Annotated in this window: 10 protein-coding genes and 2 pseudogenes; 6 read left to right on the top strand and 6 right to left on the bottom strand. The window is 39.9% G+C overall.

From position 1 onward, the window contains the following. Nucleotides 1-145: 145 nt before the first annotated feature. Nucleotides 146-277: pseudogene (locus V7K46_RS13515) on the bottom strand (AIPR family protein); the annotation flags it as partial. A gap of 631 nt (nucleotides 278-908) precedes the next feature. Between V7K46_RS13515 and V7K46_RS13510 the strand changes: the two are divergent. Both V7K46_RS13510 and V7K46_RS13505 read left to right on the top strand, forming a co-directional pair. Further along, nucleotides 909-1,420: pseudogene (locus V7K46_RS13510) on the top strand (MBL fold metallo-hydrolase). A 50-nt stretch (nucleotides 1,421-1,470) separates the two neighbouring features. Further along, complete coding sequence (locus V7K46_RS13505) at nucleotides 1,471-2,760, top strand: NAD(P)/FAD-dependent oxidoreductase (RefSeq protein ID WP_335113851.1); 1,290 nt, start codon at nucleotides 1,471-1,473, stop codon at nucleotides 2,758-2,760. A 50-nt stretch (nucleotides 2,761-2,810) separates the two neighbouring features. Here V7K46_RS13505 and V7K46_RS13500 read toward each other — a convergent pair whose 3' ends face one another. Both V7K46_RS13500 and V7K46_RS13495 read right to left on the bottom strand, forming a co-directional pair. After that, nucleotides 2,811-2,957 (bottom strand): hypothetical protein, encoded by a 147-nt coding sequence (locus V7K46_RS13500; protein WP_335113849.1) that lies wholly within the window; start codon nucleotides 2,955-2,957, stop codon nucleotides 2,811-2,813. Between the two features lie 112 nt (nucleotides 2,958-3,069). Beyond that, entirely contained in the window at nucleotides 3,070-3,879 is an 810-nt protein-coding gene (locus tag V7K46_RS13495) for an ABC transporter ATP-binding protein (RefSeq protein ID WP_335113847.1), read from the bottom strand. A gap of 940 nt (nucleotides 3,880-4,819) precedes the next feature. Between V7K46_RS13495 and V7K46_RS13490 the strand changes: the two genes are divergently transcribed. From V7K46_RS13490 to V7K46_RS13475, 4 genes are all read left to right on the top strand, one after another. Beyond that, the gene (locus V7K46_RS13490) at nucleotides 4,820-5,791 is read left to right on the top strand and encodes a helix-turn-helix transcriptional regulator (RefSeq protein ID WP_335113845.1); all 972 of its coding nucleotides are present in this window, start codon (nucleotides 4,820-4,822) and stop codon (nucleotides 5,789-5,791) included. A 202-nt stretch (nucleotides 5,792-5,993) separates the two neighbouring features. Further along, complete coding sequence (locus V7K46_RS13485) at nucleotides 5,994-8,630, top strand: TonB-dependent siderophore receptor (RefSeq protein WP_335113843.1); 2,637 nt, start codon at nucleotides 5,994-5,996, stop codon at nucleotides 8,628-8,630. After that, nucleotides 8,630-9,640: an iron-siderophore ABC transporter substrate-binding protein gene (locus V7K46_RS13480; protein ID WP_335113841.1), complete on the top strand. Its 1,011-nt coding sequence runs from the start codon at nucleotides 8,630-8,632 to the stop codon at nucleotides 9,638-9,640. The genes V7K46_RS13485 and V7K46_RS13480 overlap by 1 nt, the downstream gene beginning before the upstream one ends. 28 nt (nucleotides 9,641-9,668) lie before the next feature. Further along, nucleotides 9,669-10,328 carry a hypothetical protein gene (locus V7K46_RS13475; RefSeq protein ID WP_335113839.1) on the top strand — a complete coding sequence of 220 codons (660 nt, stop codon included), beginning with the start codon at nucleotides 9,669-9,671 and terminating at the stop codon, nucleotides 10,326-10,328. Nucleotides 10,329-10,591: 263 nt separating this feature from the next. Here V7K46_RS13475 and V7K46_RS13470 read toward each other — a convergent pair whose 3' ends face one another. From V7K46_RS13470 to modA, 3 genes are read right to left on the bottom strand one after another with little or no spacing between them, the layout of a single operon-like run. After that, nucleotides 10,592-11,632 (bottom strand): FecCD family ABC transporter permease, encoded by a 1,041-nt coding sequence (locus V7K46_RS13470; protein ID WP_335113837.1) that lies wholly within the window; start codon nucleotides 11,630-11,632, stop codon nucleotides 10,592-10,594. Then, a complete protein-coding gene (locus V7K46_RS13465; protein WP_335113835.1) occupies nucleotides 11,629-12,684 on the bottom strand; it encodes a FecCD family ABC transporter permease in 1,056 nt (351 codons plus the stop codon). The genes V7K46_RS13470 and V7K46_RS13465 overlap by 4 nt, the downstream gene beginning before the upstream one ends. 31 nt (nucleotides 12,685-12,715) lie before the next feature. After that, on the bottom strand, nucleotides 12,716-13,543 hold the full coding sequence (gene modA / locus V7K46_RS13460; protein WP_335113833.1) for a molybdate ABC transporter substrate-binding protein: 828 nt from the start codon (nucleotides 13,541-13,543) through the stop codon (nucleotides 12,716-12,718). Nucleotides 13,544-13,898 lie beyond the last annotated feature (355 nt).

Genomic DNA, 13,898 nt, shown 5'->3' with positions numbered 1-13,898 from the left:
TCTATCAAATTAAGCATGGATTGTTATCCAATTATTTAATTCAGCAACTAAAATGTCCAGATATTTCCATGTTTATCGCCTAGTTGTTTGGCGCGCGGTGCGGCTACACTGTGCCATTGCTTGTGACAGTTGCGTAAGTCCTGTGCTTGATGAATTTGTAATCACCCCTGGCGTTGACTTTGGAGCGAGAATCTACTGGCGTTGTGGAATTTGAAGCCAAGGCTATATCTTTGGCTGATTCTTCAGTCAATCCGATGTGAATCGTAACCTTTACTCTAAATAAATTGTGATATATAGAACTCATATTTTATTGTTGAAAAAACTCAGTTGATCTGTGACTGATATGTTAATATATTAGAGAGAAAAGAAACATCAATAAACTGCCACCTTTCAAGCTGGAAATCCTAAAATCAAAATATTTTAGGGATTTTCTGAAACCTTATACCTAACTAGTCTCAATGCGTTACGTTTTCGTATGTCAATGGTCAACGACATTTTTGAAGCGATAAGTTTCAGTTAATCGAATCTGTGAACAATAGTGCCCCTAGTCTTTTATCAGTCAAGCGATGCATAGGCTCCCAGGTTTTTAAACCAAGTGAATGAACCCAAACTTGGACGTAGATAAAGGAGTATAACAATGCACTCACCATGACTATTTAGCAACAGGCTGAACGTTTGTCTTTACACCACAGGATTTGTGTTATGTTTCTGCGATTAGGCAATATTATCCCTAGTTTCACTCAAGCTTCCACTACAGGCGAGAGCAATTTAGATAAAGTGTTGGTCTAGTCTATAAAGAACAGCTTGCTAGGTGGGAAAGCAGTTGAATTTTACTGTAATAATATCTCTACCACAACAGAAATCACTCGGAGTCAATTGCATTGATTAGTGTATTAGGAGAGCTATAGATGTTTTTTCGGCAATTATTCGACCGCGAATCTTGTACTTATACTTACCTAATTGCTGACCTCAATACACAAGAAGCAGTTCTGGTCGATCCAGTTTTGGAACAAGTTGAACGTGACTACCATCTTCTTCAGGAGCTTGGCTTCACACTCCGGTATTGTCTGGAAACCCATATCCACGCAGACCACATTACAGGAACTTCAAAACTGCGGGAATTTTATATGACTCGGTGACACAACGGCTATTTACATTACCAGACGAAACCTTTGTATATCCTGGTCACGATTATCAAGGTCATATAGTATCTACAATTGGGGAAGAGAGGCGATGGAATCCGCGATTTGTAGAACGCGAATCTCGTGAGCCTGTGGCACGGTTACGCCCAACGGAGATGCTCCGCGATGGCGCTAGCTTCATTGAGCTTATGACCAACTTGGATCTACCGAAACCCAAAAAAATGATGGAAGCGGTTCCTGCTAACAAACGTTGCGGTAACGTAGGTTCCCTTGGTTAAACCGTTGGCTCAATATTTCGTTTGTAGCTTCTAAGGGAGAGAAAAGTATTATGTCTGCGCTAATTAAGCCAGTAGAACGTGAATCAGTGATTCCAAATGATACAGTGAGCGTGCAGCATCAAATTGTAGTCGTCGGGGGTGGAGCCGCAGGGATCACAGTCGCCGCCCAACTGCTGAAAAAAAATAAGCAGCTTGATGTTGCCATTATTGAACCAAGAGACAAGCACTACTACCAACCAGCATGGACACTAGTTGGCGGCGGTGTTTACAAAGTTGAGGATACAGTCAGGGACGAAAAAGATTACATTCCTGATGGTGCTACTTGGCTCAAAGACTATGTAGCTAAGTTAGACCCAGACAACAATACAGTTATTACTCAGGAGGGTAAGCGTATTTGTTATGAATATCTGATTTTAGCTCCAGGTATTCAAATTGATTGGCATTTAATTAAAGGGCTGAAAGAAGCAATTGGACAAGATGGTGTTTGTAGTAATTATGCTTATGAATACGCTCCTTATACTTGGGAAGTCATCAAAAACTTCCAAAGTGGTAATGCTATATTTACTTACCCTAGCACTCCGGTTAAATGTGGAGGAGCGCCATTGAAAATTATGTATTTGGCTGATGATGCCTTCAGGAAACAAGGGGTACGCCGTCAATCCAAAGTAATGTATTGCACAGCGAAGGGGGCGATTTTCAGTGTGAAAGAATTCGCAAAAACACTGCTTTCTGTAGCAGAGCGTAAACAGATAAATGTGAGATACAAACATAATCTTAAAGAAATCAAAGCTGATACTAAAACAGCAATTTTTGACGTATCAACAGACTCTGGTGTTGAACAAATAGCTATTCAATACGACCTGCTCCATGTCACACCACCTATGAGCGCACCAGACTTTATAAAACAGAGCAAATTAGCTATATCAGATGCAGCTGGTCAAGGCTGGGTTAATGTTAACAAATACACGCTACAGCACAATATTTACCCCAACGTTTTTAGTCTGGGCGACGCGGCTTCTCTGCCAACATCAAAAACAGCAGCAGCTGTGAGAAAACAAGCGCCAGTCGTTGTTGATAACTTACTGGCTTTGATGAACTCAAAAAATCTCAATAAAAAATACGATGGCTATACTTGCTGTCCATTAATTACAGGATATGGCAAAGTAGTACTTGCCGAATTCAGTTATGACAACAAGCCTAGCCCTACATTTCCAGTTGATCCAACTAGAGAACGGTACAGTATGTGGCTGTTAAAAAAATATGGTTTCCCCTATATTTACTGGAATAGAATGTTGAGGGGTAAACCTTTTGAAGGAAAGATGTTAGGAATTAGCTCTTGAATCTCTCAGATAATTAGCCTTGTTCGATTGGAATTGAAAGCACAGGCAGATCAGGCGCTAAGGCTACCGCGTTCATACATCGCTGCTTGTGGAAGCAATAGCGACGTAGAAATCTTCGCTGTCTGCTTGTTCCGAAGAGTGGTGTTAGAAAGCATTAGGCAAGCATTACTACCAATGCTGTTTGCTGACTGATTCATGATGGCTGAAACCCCTATTTTCCCGTTCGTTTTCAAAAGTTTGTGGTTTACTGCTATCTCGTGAATTTATTAATTATTCGCAGCAAGAGGAGTAGGAGTACCTCTAGAATAATTACTTTCGGTATTTATGAGATTGTCGTCCTAAAGGTAAACATAAAGGTGTTCCCACTACCGGGTCTGGCACAATTCGACAAGCTAATCCAAACACCTCCTGCACCATTTCTTCTGTCATGACATCTGCTGGATTTCCATAAGCCATAACAGCGCCATCACGTAAAGCTACTAGGTTATCAGCATAACGACATGCCTGATTTAGGTCATGCAACACCATGACAATTGTTCTTCCCTCAAGTTGATTCAAATCCCAAAGTAATTCCAGCACCTCCACTTGATGAGCTAAATCTAAGAAAGTAGTCGGCTCATCCAATAATAAAATTTGTGTATCTTGTGCTAAAGTCATGGCTATCCAAGCACGTTGTCTCTGTCCACCGGAGAGGGTATCTACAGCTCTATTCGCTAAAAAGTTAAGGTCTGTAGTTGTTAATGCTTTGGCAACTTGACGTTCATCTTCAGTAGTCCAAGATTGAAACCAACTTTTTTGATATGGATAACGACCAAGTGCAACCAAATCTCGCACAGTTAACCCTTCTGGTGCAGATGGGCCTTGAGGAAGAATACCGAGTTGCTGTGCAACTGTGGTTGTTAACTGTCGAAAGATATCAACCCCATTGAGATATACATTGCCAATGTGAGGTTTGAGTAATCTAGCCAAACCCAGCAGTAGAGTCGATTTACCGCAGCCGTTAGGACCAACTAGAGCAGTAATTTGTCCTGTGGGAATCAACAGGTTCAGACCGGATATAATTGGCTTGCCGTCGTAACCGAGTCCCAGGTGTTGAGTTTCAAGGACTGTGTTTTCCATCTGATTTTCCGATCGCAAAGATAAGTAGATAAGTCTAGTTTGTCTGGGAGTGCATAGCTGCAAGGCGGCTAATGCTAGCCGATCGCTTTAAAGTTTAACTGTAGAGGGATGGCTTTGCCAACGCCAAGGGCGAACGCATACCAAAAATTTACCTCAAATTAGGAACTTCCAAATAAAAAGTACCCTATTGCTTTTTGGACAGGGAGCAGAGGGAGGACAAATCATTTGATTCCAGGAATTGGATAATTTATTTTTTGGAGTTCTCAAGGCGATCGCCCTTCAAGATATCTAAACTGTACTGTGATGATATTACCAATAATCTTGGCTACTTAATACTGCATTTTGTAAAGATACTATGACAAAAGACTTGGGGCAACTTAACAGTACTTTCCCAAATAATTTTAATTGAAAATGGCTTCAGTACTCAATTTGAGTAGCCCAATGAGAAGTTGTCCCCGTCGAAGCAGCAAGATTTAGAATCCTATTTTTAAGATTTGTCTCAGCAAAATATTTGATGTTTTACTCACAAAGTTGGTAATATTCAGACTAGGTTAACTGACTGTACCTGATGCAACAACCCCAATTCAAGGAACACGAATCTTGGGGTGAGACTGTCATAGGGTTTTGGATAAAGGGTAATAGGTCTTCTACTTACCCTTCATAGCTTAATTGAGCGTGTAGTGAGCAATTGAATTAGAGGTGATAGCTTTGGCAAATACCTATCGAGTATTGAATATAAATACGTTAACAAGAGAAAGATACACCCTTGCAAGATATTCCCCAATCAATTCAAATCATTCCTCGTCAGCGTCTACTTAAGCGATTTTTATAATTAAAACATACAGTTAGTAATCCTTTCTTGTATATATTTTGTGATTAGAGGCAATTACCTATTTACTATTTTAATTATTTTCACACTTTTTAGTAAGTTACTATTACGATGACACTAATACTTTCACAAACCGATTACTTAAAAATCTTAGATAAAGCAGAGATAATTCAGCATAATGGCAATATTATAGATGAGTTTGATATTATCAGAAAATATCAATTTGGTGAAGGGTATTGGCGACATATTCAGCTACGAGATGGCATATCTTTAGACATTGACAATTATCAGCAGTCCAAATCATTAGTTTTAGAATGTCACAAGCGAAAACATCCATTAGAATTTCTATTCTTTGTTTTACTAGAGAGCGAATTTAAAGACCTTGAGTTCAAGACTGGAGAATACTTTTTGAGTGGTAGTGGGATGGCATCTGAGTGTGATATATTCGAGGCTAAATCACAGCGAATAGTAGAAGTAGCTGTTCACATACATCCAAATGTGTTTCATAGCTTTGCAGAAAATACATCTGGTAAACTCCCAAAAGAATTACAACATTTAATTAGACGTTGGGATCAACCAACTTATGAACGCTATGGAACTCAAACTCCCGCAATGCAAATAGCAGTGCAGCAAATTATTCAATGTCCATACCAAGGCTTTACTAAACAAATTTATCTTGAAGGTAAGATTTGGGAACTAGTTGCAATGGTGGTTGATCAAGAAGTACAAATCAAGCAAGGTTGCTTCCAGATTAATGCACTCAAACCATCAGATATTGACTGCATCTATGATGTTAGGGAAATTTTGTTGAAACATTTAGACAACCCACCCTCTCTTATCGAACTAGCACGACAAGTTGGTTTAAATGATTGCACAATGAAGCAAGGCTTTAAGCAGATTTTTGGGACTACAGTGTTTGGCTATCTGCATCACTGCCGAATGCAACTAGCTTATAAGCTGCTTATTGAAAGAAATATGAATGTCACAGAAGTAGCTAGAACAGTAGGTTATGCTAGCTTACCTTCATTTAGTAATGCTTTTCGTAAGAAATTTGGGATAAGTCCTAAGTCCTGTCACAGATAAAAATTCCGGATGGAATAAAAAAAATTCCGGCTCGAATAAGACGCAAACACTGAAAAGTTATATATTTTTACAATAATTGGGTTGGTATAAATATATTTTTTACCAACTTAGTTAGTAATAATTGCGAGCTATGCACTCAAAGGAAAATTATACTTAATTCTCAATTTCAAGACCTAGTACTTACTAAGTAATGTGTATAAAAATGTTTATTAGACTCCAATATCTTGCTGTTTGCTGGTTAATATCTGTTGTTTCTCTAACTATAGCTAATCCAGCATATTCTGAACAACCGTTAGTCAAAAAAACTTTAGTACGCTCAGGTGAAGTTTTTAAAGAAATTTCAAGATTGAATCAGCTACAGCTTTCTAAAACTAATGCTTTATATTTATGGAGAGTACCCAGACAGAATAAATTTCCCGAACTTAGTCAAGCAACTACAGATGTAGTATTAGTTACGGATGTTCAGGTTAACTCTACTTATAAAGGGATAGAGTTAATTTTAGTCACAGTTAATTCTCTTAAATTACAAGTTTTACCGAAAACTGAGGGTAATTCTTATATTGCAGATATCCCTAATGCCAAGTTGCAACTAAGAAGTGGGGATTTTAGACAATCAAAGCCAGTAGCCGGAATTACAGAAGTAACAGTTGCAAATTTAGATGCGAACACCTTGCGGGTAACGGTGACTGGGGAAATGAGTGCGCCTGCGGTGGAGTTGTTTGATAGTACAAAAGAAGGTTTAGTTTTTGGAGTAACTCCTAGTACTTCTACTGCTCAACAGCCAACAACGCCAGAACAAAAACCATCTACAACAGAGCCAGAAAAGCCCATTGAGTTAAATGTGACTGCTCCACCAGATACAAATTATCGGGTACCAGATGCTACTACTGCAACGAAAACAGATACGCCATTGCGTGATGTTCCTGCTTCGGTTCAGGTGATTCCTCAACAAGTTATCGAAGAGCAACAACCGCGTAACTTAATTGGGATACTCTCAAATGCTGGCGTTGTCCAAAATAATTTTTCATCTCGAATTGCAGACACTTTTTCTCTTCGAGGTTTTAGAGCCAGAAACGTTTATAGAAACGGTGTCAAAGACCGCTTTGCAGATGTTGCTGCTTTATCAAGTTCGCTGACAAATATAGATATAGTAGAAGTTGTTAGAGGGCCAAACTCTGTAATTTATGGTCAAGTCAATCCAGGTGGGATCATTAATATAGTTACTAAAAAGCCTTTGAGTCAACCTTACTATGCCTTAGAGGTAAGGCGTGGTGCTTATGAACTTTTTGAACCTTCACTTGACCTTTCTGGTCCTGTGACAAAAGATGGCAGTCTGTCGTATCGTTTAAACACTTCTTACAGAACCACAGAAGACTTTACTGATTTTTATCATGAAAAGCGTTTTTTCGTTTCGCCTGTTGTTAATTGGCGTATCGGTAAAAATACAAATCTAACTTTTGATTCAGAATATGAAGACATACAACAGTCGCTAGGTACTGGTTTGGAGCAGATTGCTAGTGCAACTATACTTCCTAACCCAAATGGCAAAATCCCTATTAACCGTTATTTAGGGGAACCGACTGATTTCTATAACCGCCAGCTTCATAGATATAATTACAATCTAGAACATCGCTTTAACGATAACTGGTCTATTAGTAATTCATTTCAAGCTGCATTTTTAACCCTTGATTTACGTGAAACAGGTGTTACCAGTCTGCTGGAAGCAGACAACCGCACTGTCGAAAGAGATCTGACTACTTTTCCAAAGCCAACAGAGTATGAAGCTTATACTTTAGATACTCATGTTATTGGTGATTTTAACACTGGTAATATAAAACATAAACTTTTGGTGGGGTTTGACTTATTTAGACAAACCCGAAGAACTAGTGTACTTAGAACAGCTGCCGCCCCTCTTGATGTCTTTAACCCAGTGTATGGTCAACCACTAGGTGATACTCTTGGAGGAGTTGATGTCTTCTTTAGAGATGATGCTTTAGGCTTTTATCTTCAAGACCAAGTGACACTTGCCAATAACCTCAAATTGCTTGTGGGTGGACGTTATGACTTAGTAGAGAATGAGTTTGCTAATCGGATTGCTTCAACCTCAAGTGTCCAGTCTGATTCTGCCTTTAGTCCAAGAGTAGGCATCGTTTATCAACCCATAGCGCCTGTCTCACTCTACGCCAGCTACAGCCGCTCTTTTGAACAAGTAACGGGTGCAGATAAAAATGACAACCTTTTTAGACCACAGCTAGGTACTCAGTATGAAGTGGGCGTTAAGACTGATTTATTTGATAACAAACTCTCAGCAACACTTGCTTTATATGATCTGACACTAACTAACATTTTAACTACCGATCTTACCAATCCCGATTATAGTGTGCAAACAGGAGAACAAAGAAGTCGGGGAGTAGAACTGAGTGTCACCGGAGAGATTCTTCCCGGTTGGAATGTGATTGGCTTTTACGGTTATACAGATGCACGCATTACCAAAGACAATGATCTTCCAGTCGGGAATCGAGTAGAAGGAATACCACAGCATGTCGCTAGTTTGTGGACAACTTACACTTTTCCTGCTGGCTCTCTCAAAGGTTTTGGAGGTGGAATTGGCTTTAACTACGTTGGAGATCAAATGCCAGATAATTTGGATACATATACAGTCCCAAGCTACTTTCTCACTAATGCAGCTCTGTACTATCGTCAGAATAACTTTAGCATTGGACTCAACTTGAATAACATATTTAATGTTCGATATTATGAAGCAAGCTTTGACTATCTCCAAAGAATTATTCCTGGTCGTCCCTATACAGCAGAGTTGTCAGTGAAGTGGGAATTTTAATGAGAACAACTCATTGGTTAGCCAAGTGTTTTGTCCTATCCCTGCCCCTTTTAGGATTGCTTGCTGTGGTAGTGTGGCTAAACGGTTATTTCTTTTTTAATTACCCAAAAGTTAGCCATAACAAGAGTGTTTCTTCTTTAAGTCAGGTTCGAGTAGTTCAGCACTTTATGGGTAAGACAATAGTTCCTGCTCATCCTCAACGAGTTGTTGTGCTTAGTGGTGATTGTTTAGAAAATGCTTTGGTGTTAGGGATCAAACCTATAGCTGCCCCAAAGTTATTTGTTTCACAATTGCAGCGGTTAGTAGGCCCGCTATCAGGTATTGAAGATGTAGATTGGCTCTCTCCTAGTATCGAAAAAGTCTTGTTTCTCAAACCAGACCTAATTCTTGGTATGCATTTTCATCAAGATATTTATCCACTATTATCACACATTGCACCCACTGTTTTGGCTCCTCCTGGAGCCAGTGGAGCTTGGAAAGAATCTTTTGCTTTCACAGCCGATGTTCTGGGTAAAACTAAAACAGCCCAGCAGGTAATGGATAATTATTATGCACGTTTAAAACAGTTTAAAGCAAAAATGGGCGATCGCCTGAACACAACTTTAGTCTCGGTTGCCGAATTGCGTACTGATGCACTTTGGCTGTGGGCGAAGGCAAGTTTTTCAGGAGTTATTCTTAAAGATGCAGGTGTTGCACGTCCTTACTCTCAAACTTTGGATAGTCAAGCAACCCTGAGTCTAGGGGGTGGCCCTGCTGCCTATGCTTTATCAAAGGAACTTTTGAGTGAGTTAGATGGGGATATTTTATTTCTAGTATCAGAAGACGCACTGGGCAAAAGGGATTTACACGCAATACTTGAGCAACTGAAAGCAGAACCGTTGTGGTCAAAGTTGAAAGTTGTCCAACAGGAAAAAGTTCATCAGGTGGGGTTTTACTGGGTTCAGTTTGGCCCCCTTGCAGCCAATCGGATGATAGACGATTTGGAGCGATATTTAGTTAAACAGCAATAAACTATTTGAAAGTTTTTTAAGAGGGATTATGTTGAACTTGAGTGCAATTAGTAATGCAACTATGCAAGAAATTCCCTATAAATGGATTGTGTTTGAAAACTTGCTTGACACTTCAGTACAATCTGAACTAGCAAATAGTTTTGCTACTACAAACTATAAAGAATATCATGCTAGAGACTTTGAGCCAGATGGATACCCGGAATATACATATGATGACTACAGGTTTTTTGCACGCTGCATTCTGGATGAAAGTAAGTACAAAGGTCTACAAGATATCAAGGATCTGAGTCTTAGTTGGCAAAAATTGATTGAAGAACTTCTCACTCCTGATTATCGAGAGGCAATGGAGCATCTTACTAATTTGGATTTGAAAAACCATTCATTAACAATTTATTTAACACGACATGATTTAGGATTCTGGAACCGTCCTCATACAGATATCCCGCGTAAACATGTAACTCAACTTTTCTATTTCAATGAGGGATGGAACCCAGAGTGGGGAGGGTATTTTCAAGTTCTTAAAGATAATCAGACTACTTCTGTAATTCAAGAAGTTCCACCATTGCCGCAATATTCAGTTGCTATTATACGTTGCGATCGCTCTTGGCACATGGTTTCCCCTATTTCCCTTAATGCAACTCAACACCGTTTGCATCTACAGACTTGCTTTTGGCTACCAGAGTCTTAAGCCGTTCGATTAGCAAGTTCTCAAGAATAGAGTAAATGCCGTTTCCTCCTCTCCACTCTGGGGTCTTTTACTTCCGTGAAATATTTTTTAAATCTACTAATAGTCTGTCAAAATGTATTTGACAGATACTGGGAGATATATTTCCGGCAATATATAAGTTATGCCCGCAAAACGATACATTGTCTCTCTAACTTCTGAAGAACGCCAAAGTTTAGAAAAGCAACCCAGAGATTTTTGAGCTGCTTCGCTCGCTATTTTATTTTTCATCTATGTCGTCTTTGATACATTAAATAGATGAAATAGGGCGCTCCCAAAGCAGCAGTCAGCAAACCACAGGGTAATTCTGTCGGAGAAAATAAAGTCCTACCCACAAAATCTGCTGCTGCTACCAATAATCCCCCGATTAAAGCAGCAACTGGCAATAAATTTTGATGTATTGACCCAACAAGTCTACGTGCTAAATGGGGAGCCATTAATCCAACAAAGCCAATTGTGCCGGCGATCGCCACACTTGACCCAGCCAGTGCTACACTCACTAACAATAATTTGCTCCTTTGCCATGTGACCCGGCTACCAAGTCCTTTGGCTACAGCATCACCCAGTTGCAAATTATCAAGTTCTCGCGTCAGCAGTAAAGCAAAGGGAACGAAGACAACTATCCAAGGTAGAAGTTGCCAGACTTGCTGCCAACTTTTACCAGCCACACTACCTGCCAACCAGACTAATGCTCTAGTAACGTCGTTGATTTGACCAAAAGTGAGCATCAAAGTAGTGAAAGCTCCCATAATTGCTGCAAGTGCAACTCCCACTAAAACTAAGCGCAGAGGTGATTTTTCTCCTGTACCAGCTAGCAAGTAAATGAGACAGCCTACAGCAAAAGCACCACCAAATGCAGCAAAGGGTAAATACATAGTGGGTACAGTCGGGAATAGTACAATCAAAGTTACCGCAGCTAAGGCTGCACCTGCATTTACTCCAACGATACCAGGGTCAGCTAAAGGATTACGTGTCAATCCTTGTAAAATTGCACCAGCAATTGCCAAGCTCACTCCTACCAACCAAGAGATTAACACTCTAGGTAAACGCAGGGTGACAACAACAAAGGGAGATTCTATATCTTGAGTTGGTAAACCAAGAACAGCTCTCATTATGTCTGCTGGCGGCACAGGATAATCTCCTAAACTCAGACTCATCCACAAGACTGCAAGCGTGAGTAATAACAGTAGCAACAGTACTCTAGTTATAGGCTGGTTGCCGAGTATTAAATTTTGAATTTTGAATTTTGAATTTTGAATTGTTGTCATCCTCTTTTCACCCGCCAACGGACTAAGTACAACAAAAACGGTGCTCCCAAAAGCGCTGTCATCACGCCAACAGGCAATTCTTGGGGTCTAATTAACCAACGGGCTGCTAAATCTGCCCATATTAGTAAATCTGCACCAAACACAGCCGCACAAGGCAATATCCAGCGATAATCAACACCCATTACTTTGCGTGCCAGATGGGGAACTACCAGACCGACAAAGCCGATAGGCCCTGCTAGTGCTACAGCGCTGCCTGCTAAGATGACAACGCTTAATGCTGTTGCTAACTTTATCGAACCTGTTTGCTGACCTAAGCCTGTGGCTACCGACTCTCCTAAGCTGAGAACATTCATCTGTCTACTCAAGGCAAAAGCTGTTAATAGCCCCACTATCATCCAGGGCAGCACAGTCAGAAATAGATTGAAGTCTCGTCCTGCTATTGACCCTGCTAGCCAGAAGCGGACTTCTTCAAGAGTGCGTTCACTTAAAACCAGTACACCTGTAGTAATTGAAGATAGCAAGGCAGTGAGGGCAGCACCACCAACAGTCAAATTCAATGGTGTTGCACCCCCTTGTCCCAGAGAACCAAGATAATAAACAGCTAAGGCGGCTATTAATGCTCCCAAAAATGCTACAAGGGTAATCAGGGCGGGTGTTGATGTACCGAAGCCAAAGACCATTACTACCACTGCTAAGGCTGCACCTGCATTAATCCCTAATATTCCTGGTGAGGCTAAAGGATTTTGAGTTAGTCCTTGCATTAACGCTCCAGCTACAGCCAAACTCGCACCGACCATACTTGCAATCAGTGTACGCGGTAAGCGCATTGAGCGAATAATTATATGCTCAGTGGAATCATCATAGTTAGTGAATGCAGTCACTATTTTAGCAATGGGAATATCCGCTGCACCATAAGAAATGCTGGCGAAAATACCTAACAATACTACTAAGATACCTATACCTAAGCTCAAAATGCGAATGTAGTATTTTTGTGGACGGGAAATATTTGTATTCACGGATAATATAATGGTATTAGGAGCGGCCAGGGTCATTCATCTTAAAACTGGTAGATATCATGTCATATTATTTCATTATTGTGTAGCCATATTTACCATACAAGACTTTCGCCTGTTTGCTAAATAGGAATAGTACAAATGACTTAGCTGCCATTAAGTTTTTATAATTTTTTAGTAGAATAGCAACTGGATAAATTACAGGAGAATGAGAGGCTTCAGGAGCAATTTCTACAATTTTCACTTGAGAGGATGCTTTAACATTAGTGTCATGGACAATACCAACGTCAACATTAGCAATTGCAACAAAGTTTAGAATTTCTAAAGCACTTCTGGTGTAAACTAGTTTTGGTTTTACTTGCTCGAAAATTCCCAAATACTTAAAAACTTCTTGGGCATACATACCAAGGGGTACACTTCTAGGTTCACCTATGGTAATTTTCTTAACAATCGGCTTAGTTAAGTCTTGAAAACTAGAGATGCCATTCGTACTAGTTGATGCAATCAAAGCCACCCTACTTTTAATCAGATTTTGGCGAGTACCTTCTAGCAAAAGACCTTGACGCTGTAATTGATTCATATTCTCACTAGAAGCTGAAATGAAAATATCTATCCTTGCTCCTTGTTCAATTTGTCGTGTCAGCACACCAGAAGCCGCAAAATTATAATTAATATTCAAGTCAGATGCTGCGTGTTTATAAACTTTTTGAACATCTTCTAGGACTGGTCTCAAACCCGTACCTGCTGATACAGTTAAAGTTACTGTACTTGGCTGTTGAGTGCTTGTTAGTAAGAGATTTTGTAGACGTCCAAAAAGAAATATTAGTATTACCGGAATGATCATTCCGGTAACATTTCTTATTAGTCTTTTATCTAAAACTTTTACAAGTGATTTCAATAAAATCGTTATAAATTCAAAAGAAGATTGAGAATGCTAAATTTAGATTCCCACCACTAGTCCAACTTTCCGCTGTGATTGTGCAATGCCTGCGGCAATCCGCTGCGCGTATATGCATAATTCTTGGCATCTGGTTATCACCGTAGCATCGACTGTACTACCTGACTTTTCCCGTTAAGTCTCTCTGGCAAGCTGCCAACCCTCACAGAGGTCGTGCAATTTTAACCAACCTCGCCACAGTACCTGGATACCAATAGGAGTTTTATCCCACCTTCCGCACCCTAACTGTCACACATCAATAAAAAGTCTCTTTAGTAGTACATAGGAACTAAAGTAGAGTGAATAGAAAGAAGGA

The organism is Nostoc sp. (assembly GCF_036917395.1).
Classification (GTDB): Bacteria; Cyanobacteriota; Cyanobacteriia; order Cyanobacteriales; family Nostocaceae; genus Nostoc.
This window is presented reverse-complemented; position numbering and strand designations above follow the sequence as displayed.